The organism is Enterococcus sp. DIV1726a (assembly GCF_051710985.1).
GTDB classification, from domain to species: domain Bacteria; phylum Bacillota; class Bacilli; order Lactobacillales; family Enterococcaceae; genus Enterococcus_B; species Enterococcus_B hirae.
Genome location: NZ_JBIOLS010000001.1, coordinates 1,279,578 through 1,303,599, shown reverse-complemented (window position 1 = coordinate 1,303,599; position 24,022 = coordinate 1,279,578). Strand labels below are relative to the sequence as shown.

Here is a 24,022-nt window from a genome sequence, read left to right as displayed (position 1 = left end):
TACGAACATTTGTTTGAAAGAAGTAGTTTTATGTGGTACTATTTAATTATTAATTGAAAGAAGGTGTACTCTGTGGCCCGACAAACCGAAACCAGACAAATCGAAGTCTTACGATATATCCACGAGCAAGTTTCCCAAAAAGGCTACCCACCAACTGTTCGGGAGATCGGAGAAGCGGTTCAGCTTTCTTCTACCTCCACAGTTCACGGTCATCTTGCACGATTGGAAAAAAAAGGATTTATTCAACGTGACCCTACGAAACCACGTGCAATCGAATTAACAAAACAAGGATTAGCCAAAATAGGGGTAAAACCTTCCACGATTCCAGTGCTTGGTGTGGTCACTGCAGGTGAACCGATTTTAGCAGTTGAAGATGCGTCCGATTTCTTTCCGATCCCTCCTAACCTTTCTTCTGAAGATGGAAGCTTGTTCATGTTGACGATCCGCGGAGAAAGTATGATCAATGCAGGAATTTTAGACGGAGATAATGTAATTGTCCGTAAACAAGAAACTGCCCAAAACGGGGATATCGTGATTGCAATGACTGCCGAAGATGAAGCGACTTGTAAACGATTCTATAAAGAAAAAAATCATTTTCGTTTACAACCGGAAAACGATCTTCTTGAACCGATCATTTTAGATCAAGTCTCTATTTTAGGTCGAGTCGTTGGGCTCTACCGCAGTCATATCTATTAAAGACGATTCTTTTGACTAGACTTAAGTGAAGGTCTTACTCGCATACTCATTTATTTGCAGTAACTGCTATATCTATCAATAAAGACTGAAAAACCCGGGGCAACGTGTCTCGGGTTCTTTAATGGGCATTAAGATGGATAAACGATGATTAAGTGTCCATAAACGGCCGGAGTTTTTTCTCTTGTGCTTTCCTCACTCCTTAAATAAAATGCACCGATCTCCTACTTTTTTGTCGATCTTTGTCGTATTTCCATTTCGATTTTTTTCATTTGGTACCACTACAATCGTCATTTACCTACCATGATCTGTGGCATGATTTAGATCAAATACCGCTAACTGCTTTGAATACGGTGAATAAGCAAATGACCTGTGCTGGTTTAAAAAAATTCTGAGTATTACACACATAGATTTCGATCTTTTTTGTTCTTCCCTCTTTACAAAACGAACAAAAGTTCGTATACTAATTATACGAACTTTTGTTCGCATAAAATAATGAGGTGAGAAATCATGAAATCAATGAGACGTCTTGGCTTAGTATTAATGGTATTATTTTTAGGCATTATTATTGGTAATTTTGGTATGCGTACAGCATTGTTGATCTTTGTTCCGTTGTTTGCTTTATGGTTTATGTTGTGGGATGAAAAGAAATACCGTCAGTCTGAACGGCGTCGGATTCATGATGACACTTTTTATCCAGACTCCTATTATCGATCGAGACACTCTTGATCTTGACCCATAAAGAATCCTGAATAACGAAATAAAAAAAAACACATATGTAAGAGTCAGAAAACGGCTCATGCACAAAAAAGTAGTCGATTGTTCCCCCCCCATCAAAAAACAATTGACTACTTTTACAAATACACCTGCACAAACTAAAAATAGTGAGCAAGCGTGCTTAGGATTGCTTCACAAAAAAGAGAGTGGGACAATTAGTCAGAAAAAATCTGATTAACGTCCCACTTCTTTTTACATTTATTTTTAATGTTTATTAAGCAAAAAATCGTTTAATATTCCATCAAGGTGATCATATCATATCCTTCGATTTTTTCACGACCATCTAAGTCCATTAGTTCGATCAAGAAAGCACAGCCAACAACGACACCGCCCAATTTTTCTACTAATTCGATCGTTGCTTTGATCGTTCCCCCTGTAGCCAATAAGTCATCACAAATCAAGACTCTTTGTCCAGGTTGGATCGCATCTTTATGGAGTGTCAATGTATCTGTACCGTATTCCAGTCCGTAAGTTACTTCGATCGTTTCACGAGGCAACTTCCCTTTTTTACGTACAGGTGCAAATCCAACTCCTAATTCGTAAGCTACAGGACAGCCAACGATGAATCCTCGCGCTTCTGGTCCTACAACCATATCGATTCTTTTTTCTTTCGCATAATCTACGATCTGTTTCGTTGCTTCTCTGTAGGCATCTCCATCAGCCATAAGGGGCGAGATGTCACGAAAAATAATTCCTTTTGCTGGATAATCAGGAATACTTGCAATATATTTTTTTAAATCCACTATTTGTCTCCTCCTAGGTTGTTAACCCTTTTTTAATAGAGGGAATATCACTTAACAATAAGAATTCCTCTACTTTGATTTTTTTTATTCGTTGCTGATAACGCACGCTATCAGTCAACGGATGACTTTTGGGATTAGCGATCTTTTGCAAAACGCCATCTTCTATTGTAACAAATTTCAATTCAAAAAACACCTGAATCATAAAAATTAATAATTTTTGTGGTATTTTTAGATATTGAGCAATTGAGCCTAATTTATAGCGAATATCTATTTTTTCTTGTGTATGGATTAGTTTGAACAATTTGGCATATTGTTCTCTTGATCCAACTCCATTCAAATAAGCTTCTTCATAAGAAATCCCTAATAAGTACATTCGATCGAAAGAACCAAAGGCAAGGATTTCTTTTAATATTTCTAAATCATTTGGACAATCAACTACCAGCAAGGAATGATATGAATTATCGTGGATCAACTGCTTGATATGTTCCACACTTTCGAACACGTGGACATTGTCTGTAGCCAGTCCAGAAATTTCTTTTAAAGAAGAGCGATCAAACACAAGATACAATGTTTGTGGATCAACCTTCGTTAACTGACGGTATCTCTTTGAACGCCAATCAAAAATTTGAAATCCATCAACAACAAAGTCTGATACCAGCAATTGCGGTTTTTTCCGACCGTTCCATTCATTGATAGCTAATTTCCCAACGATATCCACTGGATTATTTAACAGCTCAGCTTCTTGGTCACCAAAACCAAATGCTACCGCATCTAACGGACTAGCTTCTTCCATCAATGTTAACTTCAAATGTTGCTGACTCGTACCAATTCTTTTCACATTTTCAGCCAAGATTTGGCGAAACAGAAAGTGAGGTACCGCATTGTCTGTACCATATGGTGCAAGTAACTTTAATTCATTAAGCAATTCGATAGTTACATCTTTGGGTGTAAGGACTTCGTCGATCGGTAGAGCTGCGCCTTTTGTCAAATCTATTTTTTGTTCGGAAACATACTGATTCATTCGTTTTTGTAATTCTTGAAGATTATCACTAGGCATCGTTAACCCTACAGCAGCATGGTGTCCTCCAAAGAAAGTAAATAAGTCACGCATCGCATCTAACATTTCATATAGATTCAGGGCTTCGACACTTCGGCCAGATCCTTTCGCTGTACCATCTTCTTTGATCGTTAAGACGATCGTCGGTTTACCAGTGGCATTCATCAGCTTACCAGCTACGATCCCCAACACTCCCTCATGCCACCCAGGATGGGCAAGAAGGTGGATCTGATTCGTTTCATCAATCATTTCCAATGCTTCTTGGGTAATTTTTTCAACGACTGCTTTTCTTTCTTCATTGATCGTGTTGAGTTTTTTGGCATACGTGAGTGCCGCTTCCTCATCAAAGGTAGCTAGCATCTCGACAGCTGGATTAGGATCACCCATTCGGCCAATCGCGTTGAGCCGTGGGGCAATTGAAAAGCCGATGGTCGTTTCATCTGCTTCTTTCATAGAGACGCCACTTTCATTAAATAAAGCTTGTAAACCGATCCGTTCGGTTTCTTTGATCGTATCTAACCCTAAAGCAACAAGTGTGCGATTTTCGCCTGTCATTGATACCAAGTCTGCAATCGTTCCAATCGCCACTAAATCTAAAAATTCAGCAGGAGGTTCTTCTAATAATGCTGTTGCCACTTTAAAAGCTACTCCGACACCTGCTAGATCAGGAAACGGATAATTCCCTTGTGGATGTCGCGGATGTACGATAGCGTAGGCTTCAGGTAATTCACTGGGCATTTCATGGTGATCTGTGATGATTACATCAACACCTGCTTGTTGCGCATAAGCTACGGCATCGTGACCAGCCACACCATTGTCCACTGTAATGATCAATTGCGCACCTGCATCGATTTTTTCTTGATAAACGGCTTTGTTTGGTCCATAGCCATGGATAAAACGATTGGGTAAAAATGTTTCGACATTGGCGCCGAGTAGCTCCAATGTTTCTTTCATCACTGTCGTACTTGTGATCCCATCTGCATCGTAGTCACCATAAACGACTATTTTTTCACCATTGATCACCGCTTCTTGGATTCGACTGATGGCTTTATCCATGTCATGCATTAAGTAAGGATCATGCAATTCTTGATGTTTGGGATTCAAAAATTCTTTTACTTTCTCTACATCACGATAGCCTCGTTGCCAAAGTAATTTGCCAATAAAAGGCGATAGATTCTCTTGCTTTATACTTTGAAGAAACATTTCAGTCGGTTCTGATTCACTTAATTGCCAATCATAATTTGCTTGTCTCACTTGCTCACCCCTAACCTAGTTATTATAGCAAACGAAAAGTTTAAAAAAAAGAAGAAAGATAGCCACAAACACATTAAAATGGTCTTCAAAAAGTCGTTGCTCACTTTTTGAAGACCATTTGACAAACCCGAAACTCAGCCTTTAACTTCTCAGCCAAATGTAACAATGGTTCCTGCCATCTTTTATTTTGATCTCGTTCATAAAACTTTAGTCAAAATAATTATAGCTTTGCTTTGCTGAAATTTTCTGCGTATCAGATGTTGACGACTGTGCTTGTTGTAGTTGTTTTTTCGTTGCTTGTAATTCTGCCTGATAAGCAGCTTCTAATTCTGCTCGTTCATTTCGGAATGTTCGTTGTTGTTCTTCCTTTGCTTCAGCAATTTTTTTATCAAAATTTTCTTGATAATTTGATAGTTCCTGCTTTAATTGTTTGATTTGTTTTTTCTGTTGCCATAGAGTGGTTGATGCAGTAACAAAAACAATCAATGCACCAATAATCGCCGAACCAATGATAACTAAAATCAATGGTGCAGAAAATGAAGCAATCCCAAAGTTAACAGGAACATTTCTGTTGTTTAATACAGCAAATACGACAATAATCAAGACAAGCAAAAATCCAATAATCACACTACTTTGTTTTTTCATACTCTTTCACCTACTTTTTATTAAAAATCCCACTTGCGAGGTAGTCGCCAATAGTCGGAAAGAGAGTGTAAAATTTAGCCGCTATTTCAAGAAGGACAGGACGATTCACTTCACGCTTTGGATGTTCCATTGTTCGTACAATTGTTTTTGCTAGTTTCTCCGGTTCTAAAACAAGTTGACTAACTTTTTCTAAATAACTGCCGGTAGGATCAGCTTTATCAAAAAATTCAGTAGCAACCGGTCCTGGATTCACCGTAGTGACTGCCACTCCAAGTGGTCTTAATTCTAATCGTAAGGCATTAGAAAAGCCTAAGACAGCAAATTTTGTTGCTGAATAGATCGTTGATTTTGCCGTCGCCATTTTCCCAGCCATTGAAGCAATATTGATGATATGTCCTTGCCTTCTTTCAGCCATATCAATCGCAAATTTTTGAGTTAGGACCATCATTCCTAGTACATTTACTTCAAACATATCGTAAGCTTTTCCTAAATCGAAAGTTAAAAAATCTTCAAAAATGCCAAAGCCGGCATTATTGACTAACACATCTACACGTCCGACTGTTTGCATCACTTGTTCATAGAGCCGATCGACGCTGTCAGGATCACTCACATCTACTGGAAAAGCATAGGCTTCCTTTCCGCTTAATCTCTGACATTCTGCTTTAACCTCATCAATCAATTGGCTTCGTCGAGCACAAGCAATGACGATGGCACCTTTTTTTGCAGCTTCATAACAGATTTGAGCGCCCAATCCACCAGAACTACCGGTAACTAAGACAACTTTATTTTCTAAATTCATTCTTTTCCTCCTCACGAAATGGAATATCGACAGTATCAAAATCTTTCATGATCCTTGTATTTGCAAAGACCTCACGTGCCTCTTCTTCTAGTTCTTGCGCAGCTTTTCCTAAATAGCGCGCACTAATATGGGTTAATAACAAACTTTTCGCTGCTGCTTCTTTAGCTACTTCAGCCGCTTGATAAGTCGTCGAATGGAAGTAGTTCTTTGCCAACTTGGCTTCATTTTTGTTAAACGTACTTTCATGAACCAAAACATCACAGTCTTGGGCCAATACGATTGAATTTGCTGTCTTCCTCGTATCACCTAAAATCGTAACGATACGCCCTTTTTTGTCTGGCCCCACAAACTGTTTCCCGTCCACAACCCTTCCATCAGGTAATTGAACAGATTCTCCTTTTTTCAACTTTCCATATATTGGTCCAGCCGGAATATTCAGTTCTTGTAATTTTTCAACTTGAAGCTCTCCTTTATGGTCATGTTCCACAACCCGAAAGCCATAGCTGGCAATTCCATGATCTAATTTTTTAGTATAGACAGAAAAATGCTGATCTTGAAAAATCGGCTGATCTTCAACTAACTCGATGAATTTCAACGGATAGCCTAAACGTGTTTGCGAAACAGCTAACGAAGTTTTAACAAATGTTTCGATTCCTTTTGGTCCGTAGATCTCCAAGGGCGTATCTCCCCCTTGGAATGAACGACTGCTTAACAAGCCTGGCAACCCAAAGATATGGTCACCATGTAAGTGAGTAATAAATATCTTTTCAATCTTTCTTGGACGAATGTTGGTACGTAAGATTTGCATTTGCGTTCCTTCACCACAGTCAAATAACCAGACTTCATTTCTTTCATCCAAAAGTTTTAATGCAATACTGGTGACGTTTCGATGTTTGGCAGGTACCCCTGCACCAGTTCCTAAAAATTGTAATTCCATAATCTACCTGACTTTCTTTAAACTCACTATTAATTTTATGGGAAATGTGTCGGATAATCAACCGAAAGTCCGTATTGCTTCCTAAATAATTGCATTTTTATTGGTACTAAAAAAAGAAAAACGCCTTTTTCACGCGTTTCTCTTTCTTTATTCTGTTCGTCTCTTTATTGAGGATGTTTGTCTTTCCACGATTTCCGTGCCGTTTCTTGTGTTTGTTTTTCGACTTCTTTGGCAGCGTGGACGTCTTCTTCGACCTCTTCATAATCTAAGCGAGTAATTTCGCCACCTAAATCCATCATGACTAATTGGTTCAAAGGACGATTATCTTCTTCTTCAGCAATCAAAATCAAACCGGTTGCTCCTTCGCCAATTTTATTGCCCACAAAATCAAAAACTGTCTGAGCATCTTGGATTTCCTTGGCATCCTGCGTAGCACCGATCATCCCGCCAGCAAACCAGCCTAAAAGAATCCCTAGTGGGCCTCCCAAGACACCGACTAACATTCCGATTAAACCACCTTTTGAAGATTTATTGTTTCCAGTAAAATCCAAAAAATCCTCTATTTTGAATTGATGCGTTCCATTAGGATCATGACTAATCACTGCCATTTGTTCACCCTTGATGGCACGAGAAGCGTGTAATCGTTTGATTTCAGAAAATGCTTGGTAAGCTTGACTCTCTACAGGGAAATTCAAAATAATCACTCGTTTGCTCATAAAAACACTCCTCTATTCATTTTCTTTATTCTAACTTTTATTTTAAAAAAACAAAAGGAAAAACCCTTTAATAAATAACACATAAGAAATATAAATTTTTCCTATTAAAAAATCTTTCTGGATACTATTGGTGATAGCTTAAAAATTTTTACCAAAAAGACAAATCCTACCATTGCTTAAACCAACAAAGCGCCAAACCATTTTTCTGGTTTGACGCTTTGTTGATATTGAGTGTTAACATGGGCTCTTTTCATGAGCATACGTAATCTTATTCGACAAACTCAAATTCAAATTCACCAATTCTCACTAGATCGCCATCTTTTGCTCCACGGGCACGTAAAGCTTCGTCAACGCCCATTCCTCTCAACTGACGAGCAAAACGCATAACAGTTTCATCGTGATCGAAATTCGTCATTTGGAATAGTTTCTCAATTTTTTCTCCTGATAAGATCCAAGTAGCATCAGGATCGCGATCGATTTTAAATTCTGGCCCTTCTGGATTGAATCCATATTGAACTGTTTCTTCTTCGATTTCTTCATCATATAACGGAAACTCTGGTGTTACTTCTAGAAGATCCGCTGTCGCATTCAGCAATGGATCAATGCCTTTTCTTGTTACCCCTGAAACTGGAAAAATCGGCATATCGTCTGCAAATTCATCTGTTTTTTCTTTATTAAGCTGCTCTTTGAATTTTTTCAAATTTTCTTCTGCGTTTGGCATGTCCATTTTATTGGCTACAATTATTTGAGGTCGTTCCAATAAACGAAGATTATAAGTAGACAATTCATGGTTGATCGCCAAATAGTCTTCGTAAGGATCTCTGCCTTCCATTCCACTCATATCAATCACATGTAAAATAACACGAGTACGTTCGATATGACGTAAAAACTGCGTTCCTAAGCCAACACCTTGAGAAGCTCCTTCAATCAATCCAGGAAGGTCCGCTGCTGCAAAACTGCGTCCATCGCTAGTTGTTACCATACCAAGATTTGGTACTAATGTCGTGAAATGGTACGCGCCGATTTTAGGACGAGCAGAAGAAATAACTGAAAGTAGCGTTGATTTGCCTACAGATGGAAAGCCAACCAGCCCAACATCAGCCAAGACTTTTAGTTCTAATTCGATTCTGCGTTCTTGACCTGGTTCGCCGTTTTCTGCAATTTCTGGTGCTGGGTTTCGTGGAGAAGCAAAGCGGATGTTTCCTCGTCCCCCTCGACCGCCTTTAGCAACGACTAAGGTTTGACCATTTTCAATCAAATCGCCTAACAAAGCGCCTGTTTCAGCATCACGGACAGTCGTTCCTTGAGGGACTTTTACATAAGTATCTTCTGAACCCCGACCGTGCATCCCTTTACTCATTCCGTTTTCTCCTGGCTGTGCTTTAAAATGGCGATTGAAACGAAAATCCATTAATGTACGTAAACCTTCATCAACGATCAAAATGACGTCACCGCCACGACCGCCGTCACCACCAGCAGGTCCTCCATCAGGTACATATTTTTCTCTGCGAAAAGCGACCATTCCGTCGCCGCCTTTACCGGCCTTCACATCGATGGTTACTTGATCTAAAAACATGGACATCTTTAAGTCCTCCTATTTTAATTATCTATTATTCATTTGACTGCCTGAATTTCCACAATAAACAAAAGTCTTATTTATTTTATCGGTCAAAAGCTATTTTGTCTATCGTTTCAATTAAACTTTCCAGGTTTTGTTCATTTTTTCTATTCTGTCTAAGTGAATTGTTCCAAAGTTCTCCTAGTACTTTTCATCTCTTAGACCTTTTTATCACTTTACTTTTGTAAGTATCTTTTTTTGACAAATTTTGTGAACAGGAGGAAAATGACAGTGTATTAATCAAGGATGCGAAGTCTGCACCCTCAATATCACTAAAGGAGGAACTTTTGATTATGACAGTAAAAGTAGGTATTAACGGATTTGGACGTATTGGACGTTTAGCTTTCCGCCGAATCAAAGAAGTATCTGATGATATCGAAGTCGTGGCAATCAATGACTTAACTAGCCCAACAATGTTGGCACAGTTGCTACAATTTGATTCAACTCATGGAACCTATCCCGGTACAGTTACTGCAACAGAAGACTCAATCGTAGTAGATGGTGAAGAAACGCGTGTCTATGCTGAACCAGATGCAAGTAAAATCCCTTGGGTTAAAGAAAACGGGGTCGATATCGTACTGGAATGTACTGGTTTTTATACTTCGGAAGAAAAAGCACAAGCCCATTTGAACGCTGGGGTAAAACGTGTAGTGATCTCTGCTCCTGCTGGTGCAATGAAAACTATCGTATACAATGTAAATGATGATACGTTAGATGCTAATGATAAAATCATTTCGGCAGGCTCTTGTACGACAAACTGTTTAGCACCGATGGCTTATTTCTTAAATAATGAATTTGGTATCGAAGTGGGGACTATGACTACCGTTCATGCTTATACTTCTACACAAATGTTATTAGACGGACCAGTAAAAGGTGGAAATTTACGGGCAGCTCGATCAGCAGCTGACAACACGATCCCTCACTCAACAGGTGCGGCAAAAGCAATTGGCTTAGTTATTCCAGAGCTTCAAGGGAAATTGCAAGGTCACGCACAACGAGTACCTGTAGTGGATGGTTCATTAACAGAACTAGTTTCCATTTTAAAAACAAAAGTGACCGCTGAACAAGTGAACGAAGCGATCAAGAAACATACCGAAGACAATCCATCATTTGGTTACGATGATCGTCAAATCGTCTCTGGTGACGTAATCGGTACCACACAAGGTTCGATTTTCGATCCAACTCAAACAGAAGTCACAACGGCTGGCGATTACCAACTCGTAAAAACCGTTGCTTGGTATGACAATGAATATGGCTTCACTTGTCAAATGATCCGTTTGTTGGAAAAATTTGCTAATCTTTAATCACCAAAAGATCACACGTTTTCAACGATAGAAAATAGAGACCGTTTGAACGACTCGTTGAGTGGTTCAAACGGTCTCTTTGTCTCGTTCTTCTAAACTGGTTCAAAAAGAACGAGTGATGGTAAACCTTATCATCTCTCTTGATCAAAGATAGAATTTTTATAAACGTCCCTTATTTGCGAATTACTAGCTCGTGTTTTTTTCACTTTCTTTTGAGCAAAGTGTTCTGTATAAGCTATTTTCAATGCTCTTTCTTCTCCTAAATTATTCGCTAACTCTGTATTTTTTCCACTCAATTTCTCAAGATCATTAATATAAACATAACGCCCTAACTGCATTGTACTTGAAAAAATAGCAAAATCTACTGCGGCAGAAAAATGATGAAATCCCTGTTTTGATTTTAAATAAGCACTTTGATCAATGATATAATCTGTAACTTTTCCTCCATTGCTAATTAAAGATAAATCCCTTTGAAGGATAAAGTCACTTTTGTTCTTATCGTTGCTCTTATTGAGTGCTTGTGCTAGTTCTGATAGGTTAGATTTAGAAATTTCAAATTCATGTACACAAGGTAACAGACCATTTACTTGCGTTCTTTTTTGATAGTAACCTGTGGGATCAACCACTGAAACGATAAAGTTCCCGAAAGTATTTTTCCGTATCACACAACCAAGATTCTGTTTTTCATGAGGACCCTTGTCCTTCAACTTGATCTGAATATCATGAGAAGTAACTAGAAAAGAAGTTGGATCGCCTGGCATTAATCGAGAGAGTTCTTGTACAATCGAATTTTTTTCTAACTGATAATACTTACTATATTGAAGTGAACGGCTAATTGCTGCCACTTCATTTGGCAGAACAATCCCTCTTGACTGTTTTAATTGTTCTTCTGCTTTCTCAAATATTTCTTTTGGTTCCCGCAGCTCAGCTAGGTAAATCCCTCTGTCTTCTACTTCTACTGAATCTTGTCTATACGGCGATTTTCTTTGTTGAGAAGTTGTGAGTATTGTATCTTCAATTTTTGTTTTCCAATTCTTATCCATATTTTCCACTTGTTCAGTTTTATTATGTACAATAACCATCGAATGAAGAAGATCTTCCGAATATTGTAATTGGTTCATCCTCTTAAGTGCTGCGTAATGAAACTCATTCATCAAACGTTTATGATTATTTTGTTGAGTTGCTGGTGTAAGATTGAAGTAATCCATTGGGGGCTTCGTTTGTTCATCAATTGCCTTCCCCTTCTGATCTTGTATTTGACCGTTCTTTTGAACATCCTCATGAATTTGATCAATAGCATTCCCATAAAAAATGTAGTCAACAGTGTAATATAGTTGCGGAAGTAAGAAATGAAATTTTTTTGAATGTGATATATTCTTTGCCGTTTCTTTTATTTCTTGTTTATTCCTAAGATTCTCAAATTTATCCACTAGTGTAGTCTCATTCACATGGCTAGAGTGTAAAGGCGTGCCCAATAGATTGGCTAACTCTTTGGTTTTGTCTTGATCGACTGCGTATTTGCGAATCGTGAGCTCTTGGTCATTCGAGGCTACCAATGTAACGAGATATTTATTTTTTTGATTTTGGATAATTGCTCCTGTTAAACTAGTATATACAGGCTCGTTTTCTGTTGTGTCCTTAATCAACTCTTTTTCCTCTTTATGTAACGGTCTCCCACTTAGGAGTGGTAATATGAGAAAACGAGCTTCATCTCCACTTAAGTGTAAAAGTTCCTGTTCTATTTTTTGTGTCTCTTGGATAGCATCGCTACTCCGTTCGAATGAATCGTACATTGTAAACTGACCTTTTTCTTCAGCTAAACTTGTTATGTTAGGATCGTCACTCACATTGATCATATGACTCCAATTTTTCAAATACTCTTTAAACATCGCTTTCGTCTCATTCAAATCAGGAATATGCCGAATATCTCCAACTGGAAGATCAAAAAATTGTTCATACATTTTGAAATTCCCAAATTTGTCTTGCTTATTTACTTCAATCGAAGGTTTTTTTTTGAACAAACGTTTTGTACGGTTCACAATTGAATGTTTAGTATCTTTAGAGGATATTGAATTGACTAATAATCGTGCGCGCAAAGCTTGTTCTAGTTCTAGTTTATTTGCCAGTGGCATTTTTTCGCTCCCTTTCTTGAGATCATTTTTTATAATAAAAATCGTTTCGTGCGATTGATTCGCTTTTTTTCATGAAACGATTTTATATCCGCTTTTATGTCAAAAAGGATCCTAAATTCATTTTCTCTATTTTCATTCTTCACAATGTATTTTTCGATAATGACAGAAAGGTTCCTCTTTACCTATTCTTGATTTTCGTTCGTTTTTTTGTCTGATTTATGTAAAATTCTCAACTATATATGTAAGCAGTCACCCATATTTCTATTGTAAACGGATGACTGCCGGTAAATAAAAAGAATGAGTTCTCTCTATTAGAATCCTAAAATTATTTTTGTATTAGCTATTAGCAAACAACTCATTGGACATATTTTGCTAAAAACTCTTTGACGGTTTGCTGATACTTTTCTGGGTCTGCCTGATACGCTTTTGCGTGTTCGGCTCCCTTGACCACGTATTTTTCTTTTGGTCCCTTAGTTGCAGCATATACTTTTGCTAACATATTATAGGGAACGAATGTATCCGCATCACCATGGATAAATAACATTGGTTTCGTATTTTTAGTTAATTGATCAACGGCACTTGCTTCCCCAAAAAAATACCCTGCTCGAATTTTTGTAATCAAGCTAGTCACTTGGATCAATGGAAAAGAAGGTAAGTTGAACATATCTTTTAGTTGATATGCAAGTTCTTCATCAACTGACGAATACCCACAGTCTTCGATGATCGCTTTCACGTTATTTGGTAGCTTCTCACCGCTCGTCATCATCACAGTTGCAGCACCCATACTTACTCCATAAAGCACGATTTGTTGCGACTGCCCTGTTTCTGCTAAGATTTTATCGATCCATTGGACGTAATCTTTTCGCTCTGGCCAACCGAATCCGATATAATCCCCTTCACTACGCCCGTGGCCTCGAGCATCTGGAACTAACACATTGTAGCCTAAATCATGAAACATTTTTGCATAATTTGCCATTGTTTCTGCATTCCCCATATAACCATGGGCAACAATAACTGTTTTATCACTTTTCTTTTCTGCTGGCAGATAGATCGCAGACAATTTCAAATGATCTGTTGATGTTAGATGCCAGTAAGTGCGATTCTCTTTCTGATTGAACCACTTTGTCGCCTCGTTTTCTTTTGTTGTTTGAGAAGTTCCCGGCGTATCGTTTTCTAAAAAATCTTTTTCTGATGGGACAACTGCATAATTATAAAAATAGTTGCCTGCAAATAATAGAACCACTATCACGACAATAGCAATTCCGATTACTATTTTTGTCAAAAGTTTCATCGCTTTCCTTCCTTATTCCATTATTAATACTAATTCTTGATTAAGTATAAACAAAGAAGTTATTCGATGCAATCCTTCCAAGAGTAAATATAAAGCTCCACATCACCCATTTCTCTTCAAATTTAATTATAAATGGTTGTAAAAAAACCATCTTCACACAACTAATCTATCAAGATCAGTCTTGTAATCTCAGAGACATAACATCTTGACAAATTATTTAGACTAATCAATTTTTCAATCATTTTTACAAAAAAACTTCAAAACCAGTAGAATTCACCGGCTTTGAAGTTTCCCCGATGGTTCTTAGCTTTTAAACAAAAAATTTAAAAGTTAGGAACCATTATTTTTTATTTTCGATCATTTTAAAACTTGACCACGGTTTTAAGAAGTCTAATAAGAACAATTCATCTTCTGAAATACGTCCGACTACATTCACACGACCGTCATTTTTCATCTCTTTTAGCGCAATTTGAGTTTCACCTTTGTATTGGTCATACCCCACATTATCAATCAAGACATCCCCGCGAGACATGTCCCGGGTATTATGTGGTGGGAATGGTTTATCTTTATAGTAGATCCGTGTCATTGTTGAACGAAGGATATATTCTGAACGATCACCACGATAGCTGTGGAGATTATCAAACAAACAAATCCGTTCATCTTCGGTGATATCTTCTTCAACATCTACTTTCAATGTTGGATAATCTGCATTAAATGCTTCTGCCATCGCTTTTAGTTCTTCCTCGCTTGCATAAGCATTACCGATAGAAATATCATCGATCAAACCCGTAAGCATCAAGTGCTTGACTTGTGTAGAAATCTCTAAGTTTCGATGATCTTCAAGCGAACACAAACCGTCTTGCGTTGGCCATGGTCCGAAATCAGCGGTTTGAGAATTGACGAATGCCATTGTATTCAAATTATAATTTCTAAATTTTTCTGAGCAATACACAAAATGATCATAACTCAAACCAGAATAGCGATGAGGGTAAAAATTATGAGACCCTAACAAATTATTAGTATTCGGAGAATAACTCATGATGTTGTCAACATAACTAGTTCCAGAACTCATATTGATCTCAATCTTAATACCGTATGGATTACGTGTCATTTTTGCTTCTTCAGCTCCCGTAAACCCGATATCTAAACGGATGCCGTACGCTCCCATCTTATGGAAAAAGGAAAGATCATCGTAGGATATCCCTAATTGTTCAAATAATGCTGGATTGATATCTACCATAACTTCCATTCCTAATTGGTTCGCATATTCCACAACTTTAGAAAAATCAGCTAAAACCTTCTCTTTGTCATCTTCTATTTGTAATAAGCTAGTAAATACACGTTTGAATCCATATTTATGTGCTAAATCCAAATATGCTTTGTCCTTTTTGAACGTTGAACGTTCCGGATAAATCGAAATACCTAATTTTCCCATCAGTTGAATCCTCCCAAAATCTTTTTTGTATCCACTTACATTATAACAAAAGCGCTTTAAATGGTCTACACCTTTGAGAAAAGTGATCATAAACGAAGAAATTATGAGAAAAAGAATAGGTAAATTGATCATTATTTGTTATCATTATAGATAACAAACTGATTATCTTTGAAAGGAACCAAAAATGAAAACAAAAAAACTTCTTTTAAGTATGGGATTGGTTGCAACCCTACTATTTGCAGCAGGGTGTAATCAAAGTGAACCAAAAACAAACACTTCTGAAACAACAAGTTCAACAGAAAAAACAACGGAAAGCAGTACAAAAGAAAGTGTCGATTTAAACGCACTCCCTCTTCCTCAATTGAGCAATGAGGTCGCTGCCAATGAAGATCTGGTTGAGATGGTCACATCAAAAGGGACAATCAAAATGAAATTATTCCCTGAATTGGCCCCTAAAGCAGTTGAGAATTTTATGACACATGCTAAAGATGGCTATTACGATGGCTTGACTTTCCACCGAGTGATCAAAGATTTCATGATCCAAGGAGGCGATCCTAAAGGGGATGGTACTGGCGGTGAAAGTATTTGGGGCAAAGGATTTGAAACTGAAATATCTAACCAGCTTTACAACATCCGCGGAGCTTTATCCATGGCACGTGCCCAAGATCCTAACAGTAATGGGAGCCAATTCTTTATCGTCCAAAACTCAGATGATATGCATGACGGACTATTAAAAGATGATTACCCTCAAGCAATCATCAATGCGTATAAAAATGGTGGCTATCCTAATTTAGATGGTGAATATACGGTCTTTGGACAAGTCATCGAAGGAATGGACGTTGTAGATAAAATCGCAGAGGTTGAAACAGATGCCTCAGATAAACCAAAAGAAGCGGTTAAAATTGAAAAAATCAATATCTTACAGGAAGCGAAAGAATCATAAGACGAATCATTAAGTAAAAGCCGAAGAATAACGAAAGGTACTCCATTGCCCTTTGCTGTTCTTCGGCTTTTACTGATAACTGGGTCCTTGTAAATTCTGCTTTTATAATAAAAGCCGCTTTACCCAATTAAGCATCTTTGTTCACAATAAAAGTAAACTCACACTCACAAACTTTTTTATCCTCGACATAAGCCGCAGATAAAGCGGTCCCTACTGCACCCTTCATTTTTGTGATTTCAAAATGACATTTCATCACGTCACCAGGAACCACTTTCTGGCGAAATTTCGCTTTGTTAATCCCACCGATATACGCTCTTTTGCCTAAAAATTCTTCTGATTTTAAAATCAGAATCGATCCAGCTTGCGCTAAGGTTTCTAGAATCAATGCGCCAGGCATTACTGGATTATCAGGAAAGTGTCCTTGGAAGAAATCTTCATTGATCGTTACATTTTTCGTTGCGACGATTTTCTTTCCTGGTTCTAAGGTATCGACATAATCGATATAGCATATTGGATAACGATTGGGAATCAAGTCCATTACTTCAGTAGCTGATAATACGTAAGACATAATATACTCCTTCTTTTGGCTAATTGCCTTGATTATTACTTTGATTATCAAAGTATCATATTCTTAAATTTTTAGCAATCTTTTTTTATTATTAAAAAAAATAGTTTGACAATCAAAGCATTTTGACTAATAATAGAAAATCAAGAGGTTATTATTTTGCAATTATTGTTTATTATACAACCTATTAAATCTTTTTAAGATCAAAGGAGTGTCAATATGTCTTTTTTAGAAGGAAAGAAAATCGTCATTATGGGCGTCGCAAATAAGCGTAGTATTGCTTGGGGTTGTGCCGAAGCAATGATGAAACAAGGTGCTGAGATCATCTATACTTATCAAAATGAACGCATGAAAAAATCATTGCTTAAATTAGTCGGCGAAGATGCCTTTACGGTGGAATGTGATGTATCAAGTGATGAAAGTATTGAAAAAGCAATGGATGCAATCGGCGAATATGCTGGAGAAATCCACGGCCTAGTACACGCGATCGCATACGCAAACAAAGAAGAATTATCAGGAAACGTATCCGATATCTCACGTGACGGCTATCAATTAGCGCAAGATATCAGTAGCTATTCATTAATCGCTGTAACAAAATATGCACAAAAGTATCTAGCACATAACAGCGGAATTGTAAGCATGTCTTATTTAGGATCAGAACGCGCTATTCCTAACTACAACATGATGGGAATCGCAAAAGCATCTTTAGAAGCAGCCATCCGTTACTTAGCTGCAGAACTATCTCCTAAAGGCATTCGTGTCAACGGTATTTCAGCTGGAGCGATCAAAACATTAGCGGTTACTGGCGTGAAAGATTACCAAAAATTGATCCAATTATCTGAATCACGTACACCAGATCAACAAGGTGTGACGATCGAAGAAGTCGGGAATGCCTGTGCCTTTTTAATTAGCCCATTATCAAGCGGAATGATTGGCGACATCGTTTATGTAGATAAAGGCGTCCACTTATCTTAAGAGAACCCTATTTACTTTAGTCATCCCATTTAAAACAACACGAATCGCTTTTTATTTAAGTAAGATAACGGAAAAATTCGTTTAACACTAACGAACTCACCGGTTTCAAATAAACTTTAAACGACGACCTACTATTGATAGGCTTATCAATATTGGGTCGTCTTATTTTGATTGATCCCTAAAGAAAATATGAGACCCAGACGATGATACGCATGAAATATGCCTATCTAGATTATTGTGGCAGATTACAAGCCATTTGATTGTTAAAATATAAATAGTTTATATTTTAATATGAGTGAAATTGTATCTTCTATTTGGTGATGGATAAACTCTTCTAAAGTAGTATATGGCAAGAAAGCTTGTAGAACTAAATTTATAAAAAAACTAGGACAGATCGTCTTTATCTGTCCTAGAAATCGTAGCATCTCTTTTTTATTAGATTATACTGTTGTTTATTCGACTACTTCGATCCAACCCTCAGGCGCTTCTACATCGCCAAACTGGATCCCTGTCAATTCATCATACAATCGTTTAGTTACAGGACCAACTTCTGTTTCGCTATGGAAAACATGTAAGTTATTTTGATAATAGATCCCTCCGATCGGTGAGATGACCGCTGCTGTGCCACACGCTCCTGCTTCGGCAAATTGGTCTAATTGATCAATAAAGATATCCCCTTCGACAGCAGTTAAGCCTAAACGCTCTTCAGCCAATTGTAAGAGTGAATATTTCGTGATACTTGGTAAAATCGATGGCGATTGCGGTGTGATAAATTGCCCATCTTTAGTAATACCAAAGAAATTCGCTGCACCGACTTCTTCAATTTTCGTGTGAGTAGCAGGATCTAAATACACGCAGTCTGAATAATCTAATTCCTTCGCTTGTGTACCTGGCAACAGACTAGCTGCATAGTTCCCTCCTACTTTTGCTGCCCCTGTTCCATTAGGTGCTGCCCGGTCGTACTCTGATACGATAAAGTTCGTTGGTTTCAAACCACCTTTAAAGTAAGCACCAACTGGTGTACAGAAAACGACAAATAAGTACTCTGGCGCTGGGTGCACACCAATGTTTTCACCGACACCAATCAGAAAAGGACGTAAGTATAATGTTGCGCCTGTTCCATAAGGTGGTACAAATGCTTCGTTCGCTTTGACTACGTCTTTCACAGCTTCAATGAACATTTTTTCTGGTACCATCGGCATCAATAACCGTCTAGCACTTTGATTCAAACGACGGCTGTTTTGATCTGGTCGAAAAAGATTGATCTTGCCATCTTTTCTTCGGTAAGCTTTTAATCCTTCAAAGCATTGTTGTCCATAATGAAGCGCTGGAGAACCTTCATGGATTGTTAAATAGTTGTCTTCCGTCAATTCTCCTTTTTCCCATTGACCATCTTTCCACTTTGCAACGTAACGCCAAGGAGTTTTGATATATGAGAAACCTAAATTATTCCAATCCAATTGCATATTCATTCCACCTATCTTTGTTTTGTGAATATTTTAGCACTATCCTTGAGGTTTGTCATTTTATTTTTTGGAAAATTTCTGAAATTTGAAACAGTTTTGCTGATTTTCTTTTTCCCTCGTTCTTGTTACAATACAATAGTGAGTATATATTTTAGAAAAGGGGATCTTATGTTTTTACAACTAGCGACAACAGCAACCACTTCCACAGGTGAAACATTAACTGACCAAGCAGTCCACCAAGTGAATGCTTTTCAACGTTTCTGGAATACGATCGATTGGGATGCAATTTTTGCAACCTTCATCCAAAAAGGACTTTATTTAGTTTTTTTAATTCTTTTATTTGCCATACTCAACCGTGTCGGGAAATATTTAATTGATAAATCTTTTAAACAATATTCTAAGAAATCGGTTTTGAATGAAAGTCGTTTAAAAACGTTACACAGTCTGTTAAATACGATTTTCCAATACACGATGGGTTTTTTCTTTATTTATGCGATTTTATCCGTCATTGGTGTTCCGATTGGTTCATTGTTGGCAGGAGCGGGAATCGCTGGGGTAGCAATTGGATTGGGCGCACAAGGCTTTATGAGTGATGTGATTACTGGCTTTTTCATTATTATGGAACAACAAATGGATGTCGGAGATTATGTAAAATTAGCGAATCTGTCAATTGAAGGAACAGTGGCTTCTGTCGGTATTCGGACGTTACAGCTAAAAGCCGTAGACGGTACGGTCCACTTTATTCCCAATCGAAACATCACGACTATCAGCAACCTATCCAGAGCGAATATGCAAGTTCTACTTGATATTCGCATCGTGCCGGAAGAAGGCTATGATTCTATCTACGAAATCATCGATCGTGTAAATCAACGATTAGCTGAAAAATACCAAGACGACTTACAAACTGAACCAACAATTTTTGGATTAGTCGATTTAGGGAACAGTAATTTTGCGATTCGAACCATTTGTTATGCCTTGAATGGAAAACAATTTGTTTTGAAAGAAGAATTTTTGAGTTCTTATGTAAAAGAATTGACAACAGCAGGATTTACCATTCCTAACAGCCCGATCAGCTTGAAATAAAAAAGATTGAGACGATTCCTTACGCTTTCCATTAAATGACCTTAATGGAGAAATAAGTGTAATCAGTCTCAATCTTTTTTGCTTTAATCGTTAACTAACGATGTCTAACTTTTCTTTTAATTCTTCGACTTTAGGCGAAACAATGTTTCGTCGTTCCAATTCATGCACCATATAGTTGACTGCCTTTAGTAGTTCTTTTCGAGTAATGATCCCTTTAAAAACTTTGTCTTCTGTAACAACCGGTAGAAAAGGTGAATCAACTAATAAATGGAGAACTTCTTCTAGTTCCCAATTTTCATCGATCGTTGCAACATTCGTTTCCATTACATCTGCAACGGTTAATCCTTCTAATGGGTCCATACTGATCGTTTGTAGATCGATCATTTTATTGACGACATCAGATAAGCTAACTAATCCCACAAAACGGTCATCTTTTCCTAGTACAGGGATCTTCGTATAACCTACTTTCGATAAAACAAGCAAACCATGTGATAATGGATGTTGATACATGACATTCGCTACATTTTCAGCCGAGATCAAAAAAGTCTCTCGATTTTGTAGCAATAACTCTCTTACAATCGGTCCAATCATTGGAGGGCCTCCATTTCAATTTCATTTCAACATAATTATTTTACCGAAAACGGATGCAAAATTCATATAAAAAATCGAGATTTTAGTAAAAATTAGAGATTTTTTGCTTACAAGGAAAAAGTGAAAGCCAGTTCCTCGACAGGTTGATGCGCTCGATTATAATATTGAACATTGACTTGTTCTCCACTGTGTTCAATCAAGGCATAAGAAGGGATTTGGATCGGTCCTCGTGGTTGCGAAATGCTTCCAGGATTCAAATACAAGACCCCTTCTACTACCTCACAACCAATTTGATGCGTATGACCAAAAAAGACCATCGTTGCTTGGTTGGCTTGCGCTTCAAGCGCTAATTGAGTAAGACCAAAACGAACATTTGCCAAATGTCCATGAGTGATAAATATTTTATCTTTCCCAGTATCAACCCACTCTTTTTCAACAAATCCCGGTCCGAAATCACAATTTCCCTTGACTACATGGAAGTGCGTCCACAATTGATCTTCTGGCGATAATTCTGAATCGCCACAGTGAAAGAAGAAATCCACTTTCGTTTGATAACGAGCAACTAGATCAGCTAAGATTTCCCGATCACCATGGTTATCACTGACAACTAAATAATTCATTTGTTTTCACCTTCCAACCAGCTTTGCCATACTTGGCTCAATTTCTTCATTGCTTGTGCCCGGTGGCTGACTTGGTTTTTTTCTTCACTTGACATTTCGGCTGCAGTTTCAGTTGAACCGTCAGGAATAAATAGTGGATCATACCCAAAGCCGTTGTCTCCTCTTGGGATTCTTCCTACTTTTCCTGGCCATTGCGCTTCCACCACTAGACTTTCTTTATCCGGTGCAGCAAAAACCAAGGTGCAATGAAATTGCGCCGTTCTTTTCTCATCAGGAATCTCCGTCATCTCATAAAGTAATTTCGCATTGTTTCCTGCATCACTTTTGTGTTCACCGGCAAATCGTGCAGAGTAGATTCCTGGCATGCCACCTAAAGCATCTACTTTCAAACCAGAGTCATCAGCTAATACAGGTTGATTCAACAAATAAGCAATCGTTTCCGCCTTCAGACGAGCATTTTCCTCAAACGTTGAACCAGTTTCTTCTACATCAGGTAATTCAGGATAGTCAAACAATGTTTTGACTTCATAACCAGCTTTGCCAAACATCGCTTTAAATTCTTCTGCTTTCCCAGCATTTTTGGTAGCAATAACGATCGTCTTCAAATCGTCCTCTCTTTCTGCTCGTTGCTCGAACAAGACATTTTTTTGTTCAAGAATCAATTGCTCAATCGCCGTTTTCCCATAAAAGAGCAGATCGTTTAATTGTTCTCCATCAAAGGTTGCTTCTTCCCCAGTTCCTTGAATCTCGACAAATTTGCCAGATTCAGTCATGACTAGATTCATATCGACTAACGCTGCAGCATCTTCTTCATAATCTAAATCTGCCACACATGTCTGATCGGGTAAAATCCCAACACTGATAGCAGCTAAATGTTCAATAACTGGATCTTCACGTAAAACTTTTGTTTGAAGTAACTTTTCGACTGCTAATTTTAACGCAATAAAAGCTCCTGTGATGCTTGCCGTTCTTGTCCCACCATCTGCTTGCAAAACATCACAATCAATGATAATACTACGTTCGCCTAACTTTTTCAGATCAACGACCGCTCTTAACGAACGACCAATCAACCGTTGGATTTCCATTGTGCGTCCTGAAAGTTTTCCTTTGCTGCTTTCTCTTCGATTTCTAGTATGAGTCGCACGTGGCAACATGCTATATTCTGCTGTTACCCAACCAGTTCCTGTTTCTCTTAAAAATGGCGGAACGTTTTCTTCAATCGTAGCAGAACAATTGACGATCGTATCACCAAAGTGAATCATAACAGAACCTTCTGGATGTTTAAAAACATTTGTTTCAATCTTTATTTTTCTTAACTGCTGAGGTTGTCTTCCATCGTGACGCATCTGTTATTTTCCTCCTAATTCAATATGCTCAACATTCAACTGATCGAGCATCAACCAATCTTGTGCAATCTCTTTAAAAAGCTTAGCTGAACCAGTCGTATAGAATTGGCATAACGTCCGCCCCTCATTGACTGAATTGCTGATTTCAAAATAGTCCAGCAACATCGAAACTTCCCCGACAGTCTCTGCACCTGAATCGATTAATGTTACACTTTCTCCCATAACGTTTTGGATAATCGGACGTAACAAAGGGTAATGGGTACAACCCAATACTAATGTATCGATTTTCTTAGTAACCAATGGCGCTAGTGTCTGGGCAACGATTTTTTTTGCCACTGACGAATGATATTCATTACTTTCCACTACCGAAACGAATTTTGGACAAGCCAAACTAGTCACGGCAAGTTCAGGTACCTTCGTTTTCAGCGCTGTTTCATAAGCACGACTTTTGATCGTTCCGAGGGTTCCGATAATCCCTACTTGTTTATTTCTTGTTTGTTTAACAGCTGCTCTTGTCCCAGGTAAGATCACACCAATGACTGGAATAGGAAGTGTCGCCTTGATTTCTTCTAAAGCAACCGCAGTAGCAGTATTACAGGCAATCACTAACATTTTGATGTTTTGTTCCACCAAATGATTCGTCATTTCCCAAGTAAATTCGATCACTTGTTCTGCCGGTCTAGGACCATAGGGGCAACGGGCAGTATCTCCAACATATAAGATATTTTCATTTGGTAATTGTTTCAATGCTTCTTTGACCACCGTCAATCCACCAACACCTGAATCAATAAAACCAATCGGGCGATTATCAGTCAATAGTATCATCCTTTTTCTCAATAAATTCTATCTTCCTTATTGTGGACTTTTTAAGGTGATTTTTCAAGTACTACCTTTGTACTTCTATCCATAAAGCTTGAATAGCTCACACAGTCGATCTAAAGAATCACTAGTTTGACTTAATGAGCTTAAGTTAGTTGTTTTTAGCAGATGAAGATTGCTCTTTATCTACACTTATCATGAATGATTGCGATT

Annotated in this window: 22 protein-coding genes; 6 read left to right on the top strand and 16 right to left on the bottom strand. The window is 37.9% G+C overall.

The window, feature by feature from the left end:
* The first annotated feature begins 72 nt into the window (after positions 1–72).
* Positions 73–696, top strand: coding sequence for a transcriptional repressor LexA (gene lexA / locus IGJ27_RS05870; protein ID WP_010719259.1), 624 nt, complete (start codon positions 73–75; stop codon positions 694–696).
* Between the two features lie 507 nt (positions 697–1,203).
* On the top strand, positions 1,204–1,422 hold the full coding sequence (locus IGJ27_RS05865; protein ID WP_010719260.1) for a hypothetical protein: 219 nt from the start codon (positions 1,204–1,206) through the stop codon (positions 1,420–1,422).
* 278 nt (positions 1,423–1,700) lie between these two features.
* On the opposite strand, the gene IGJ27_RS05860 is transcribed toward IGJ27_RS05865, so the two are convergent.
* The 7 genes from IGJ27_RS05860 to obgE all read right to left on the bottom strand — a co-directional run bounded on the left by IGJ27_RS05860 (position 1,701) and on the right by obgE (position 9,203).
* Complete coding sequence (locus IGJ27_RS05860; protein WP_010719261.1) at positions 1,701–2,213, bottom strand: adenine phosphoribosyltransferase; 513 nt, start codon at positions 2,211–2,213, stop codon at positions 1,701–1,703.
* A gap of 13 nt (positions 2,214–2,226) precedes the next feature.
* Positions 2,227–4,524, bottom strand: a complete 2,298-nt coding sequence (gene recJ, locus IGJ27_RS05855; protein ID WP_178305995.1) for a single-stranded-DNA-specific exonuclease RecJ — start codon at positions 4,522–4,524, stop codon at positions 2,227–2,229.
* A gap of 207 nt (positions 4,525–4,731) precedes the next feature.
* Complete coding sequence (locus tag IGJ27_RS05850) at positions 4,732–5,169, bottom strand: LapA family protein (protein WP_178305996.1); 438 nt, start codon at positions 5,167–5,169, stop codon at positions 4,732–4,734.
* Positions 5,170–5,179: 10 nt separating this feature from the next.
* The gene (locus IGJ27_RS05845; protein WP_010737503.1) at positions 5,180–5,968 is read right to left on the bottom strand and encodes an SDR family NAD(P)-dependent oxidoreductase; all 789 of its coding nucleotides are present in this window, start codon (positions 5,966–5,968) and stop codon (positions 5,180–5,182) included.
* Positions 5,952–6,905: a ribonuclease Z gene (rnz, locus tag IGJ27_RS05840; RefSeq protein ID WP_010719265.1), complete on the bottom strand. Its 954-nt coding sequence runs from the start codon at positions 6,903–6,905 to the stop codon at positions 5,952–5,954. The genes IGJ27_RS05845 and rnz overlap by 17 nt, the downstream gene beginning before the upstream one ends.
* A gap of 164 nt (positions 6,906–7,069) precedes the next feature.
* Positions 7,070–7,621, bottom strand: coding sequence for a hypothetical protein (locus tag IGJ27_RS05835; RefSeq protein WP_010737501.1), 552 nt, complete (start codon positions 7,619–7,621; stop codon positions 7,070–7,072).
* Positions 7,622–7,889: 268 nt separating this feature from the next.
* Positions 7,890–9,203, bottom strand: coding sequence for a GTPase ObgE (gene obgE, locus IGJ27_RS05830; RefSeq protein WP_010719267.1), 1,314 nt, complete (start codon positions 9,201–9,203; stop codon positions 7,890–7,892).
* Positions 9,204–9,532: 329 nt separating this feature from the next.
* Between obgE and gap the strand changes: the two genes are divergently transcribed.
* A complete protein-coding gene (gene gap / locus IGJ27_RS05825) occupies positions 9,533–10,543 on the top strand; it encodes a type I glyceraldehyde-3-phosphate dehydrogenase (protein ID WP_010719268.1) in 1,011 nt (336 codons plus the stop codon).
* A gap of 131 nt (positions 10,544–10,674) precedes the next feature.
* Here the strand turns inward: gap and IGJ27_RS05820 are convergent, their stop codons facing one another.
* From IGJ27_RS05820 to IGJ27_RS05810, 3 genes are all read right to left on the bottom strand, one after another.
* Positions 10,675–12,675 (bottom strand): hypothetical protein, encoded by a 2,001-nt coding sequence (locus IGJ27_RS05820; RefSeq protein ID WP_256733974.1) that lies wholly within the window; start codon positions 12,673–12,675, stop codon positions 10,675–10,677.
* A gap of 355 nt (positions 12,676–13,030) precedes the next feature.
* Positions 13,031–13,966 (bottom strand): alpha/beta hydrolase, encoded by a 936-nt coding sequence (locus tag IGJ27_RS05815; protein WP_053766076.1) that lies wholly within the window; start codon positions 13,964–13,966, stop codon positions 13,031–13,033.
* A gap of 340 nt (positions 13,967–14,306) precedes the next feature.
* Entirely contained in the window at positions 14,307–15,401 is a 1,095-nt protein-coding gene (locus IGJ27_RS05810; RefSeq protein ID WP_010719272.1) for a DUF871 domain-containing protein, read from the bottom strand.
* Positions 15,402–15,585: 184 nt separating this feature from the next.
* Between IGJ27_RS05810 and IGJ27_RS05805 the strand changes: the two genes are divergently transcribed.
* Positions 15,586–16,344, top strand: a complete 759-nt coding sequence (locus tag IGJ27_RS05805; RefSeq protein ID WP_178305997.1) for a peptidylprolyl isomerase — start codon at positions 15,586–15,588, stop codon at positions 16,342–16,344.
* 127 nt (positions 16,345–16,471) lie between these two features.
* Here IGJ27_RS05805 and fabZ read toward each other — a convergent pair whose 3' ends face one another.
* Positions 16,472–16,912, bottom strand: a complete 441-nt coding sequence (fabZ, locus tag IGJ27_RS05800; protein WP_010719274.1) for a 3-hydroxyacyl-ACP dehydratase FabZ — start codon at positions 16,910–16,912, stop codon at positions 16,472–16,474.
* Positions 16,913–17,128: 216 nt separating this feature from the next.
* On the opposite strand from fabZ, the gene fabI reads away from it, so the two are divergent.
* Positions 17,129–17,884, top strand: coding sequence for an enoyl-ACP reductase FabI (gene fabI / locus IGJ27_RS05795; protein WP_010719275.1), 756 nt, complete (start codon positions 17,129–17,131; stop codon positions 17,882–17,884).
* A 452-nt stretch (positions 17,885–18,336) separates the two neighbouring features.
* On the opposite strand, the gene IGJ27_RS05790 is transcribed toward fabI, so the two are convergent.
* Positions 18,337–19,350, bottom strand: a complete 1,014-nt coding sequence (locus IGJ27_RS05790; protein ID WP_010719277.1) for a branched-chain amino acid aminotransferase — start codon at positions 19,348–19,350, stop codon at positions 18,337–18,339.
* 168 nt (positions 19,351–19,518) lie between these two features.
* On the opposite strand from IGJ27_RS05790, the gene IGJ27_RS05785 reads away from it, so the two are divergent.
* Positions 19,519–20,433: a mechanosensitive ion channel family protein gene (locus IGJ27_RS05785; protein WP_034697771.1), complete on the top strand. Its 915-nt coding sequence runs from the start codon at positions 19,519–19,521 to the stop codon at positions 20,431–20,433.
* A 90-nt stretch (positions 20,434–20,523) separates the two neighbouring features.
* Here the strand turns inward: IGJ27_RS05785 and cbpB are convergent, their stop codons facing one another.
* From cbpB to racE, 4 genes are all read right to left on the bottom strand, one after another.
* Positions 20,524–21,024, bottom strand: coding sequence for a cyclic-di-AMP-binding protein CbpB (cbpB, locus tag IGJ27_RS05780; RefSeq protein ID WP_010719279.1), 501 nt, complete (start codon positions 21,022–21,024; stop codon positions 20,524–20,526).
* Between the two features lie 107 nt (positions 21,025–21,131).
* On the bottom strand, positions 21,132–21,644 hold the full coding sequence (locus tag IGJ27_RS05775) for a metallophosphoesterase (protein WP_010719280.1): 513 nt from the start codon (positions 21,642–21,644) through the stop codon (positions 21,132–21,134).
* Positions 21,641–22,990 (bottom strand): ribonuclease PH, encoded by a 1,350-nt coding sequence (rph, locus tag IGJ27_RS05770; protein WP_010737495.1) that lies wholly within the window; start codon positions 22,988–22,990, stop codon positions 21,641–21,643. Before rph ends, IGJ27_RS05775 begins: the two co-directional genes overlap by 4 nt.
* A 3-nt stretch (positions 22,991–22,993) precedes the next feature.
* Positions 22,994–23,815, bottom strand: a complete 822-nt coding sequence (racE, locus tag IGJ27_RS05765) for a glutamate racemase (RefSeq protein ID WP_178306413.1) — start codon at positions 23,813–23,815, stop codon at positions 22,994–22,996.
* Positions 23,816–24,022: the final 207 nt, after the last annotated feature.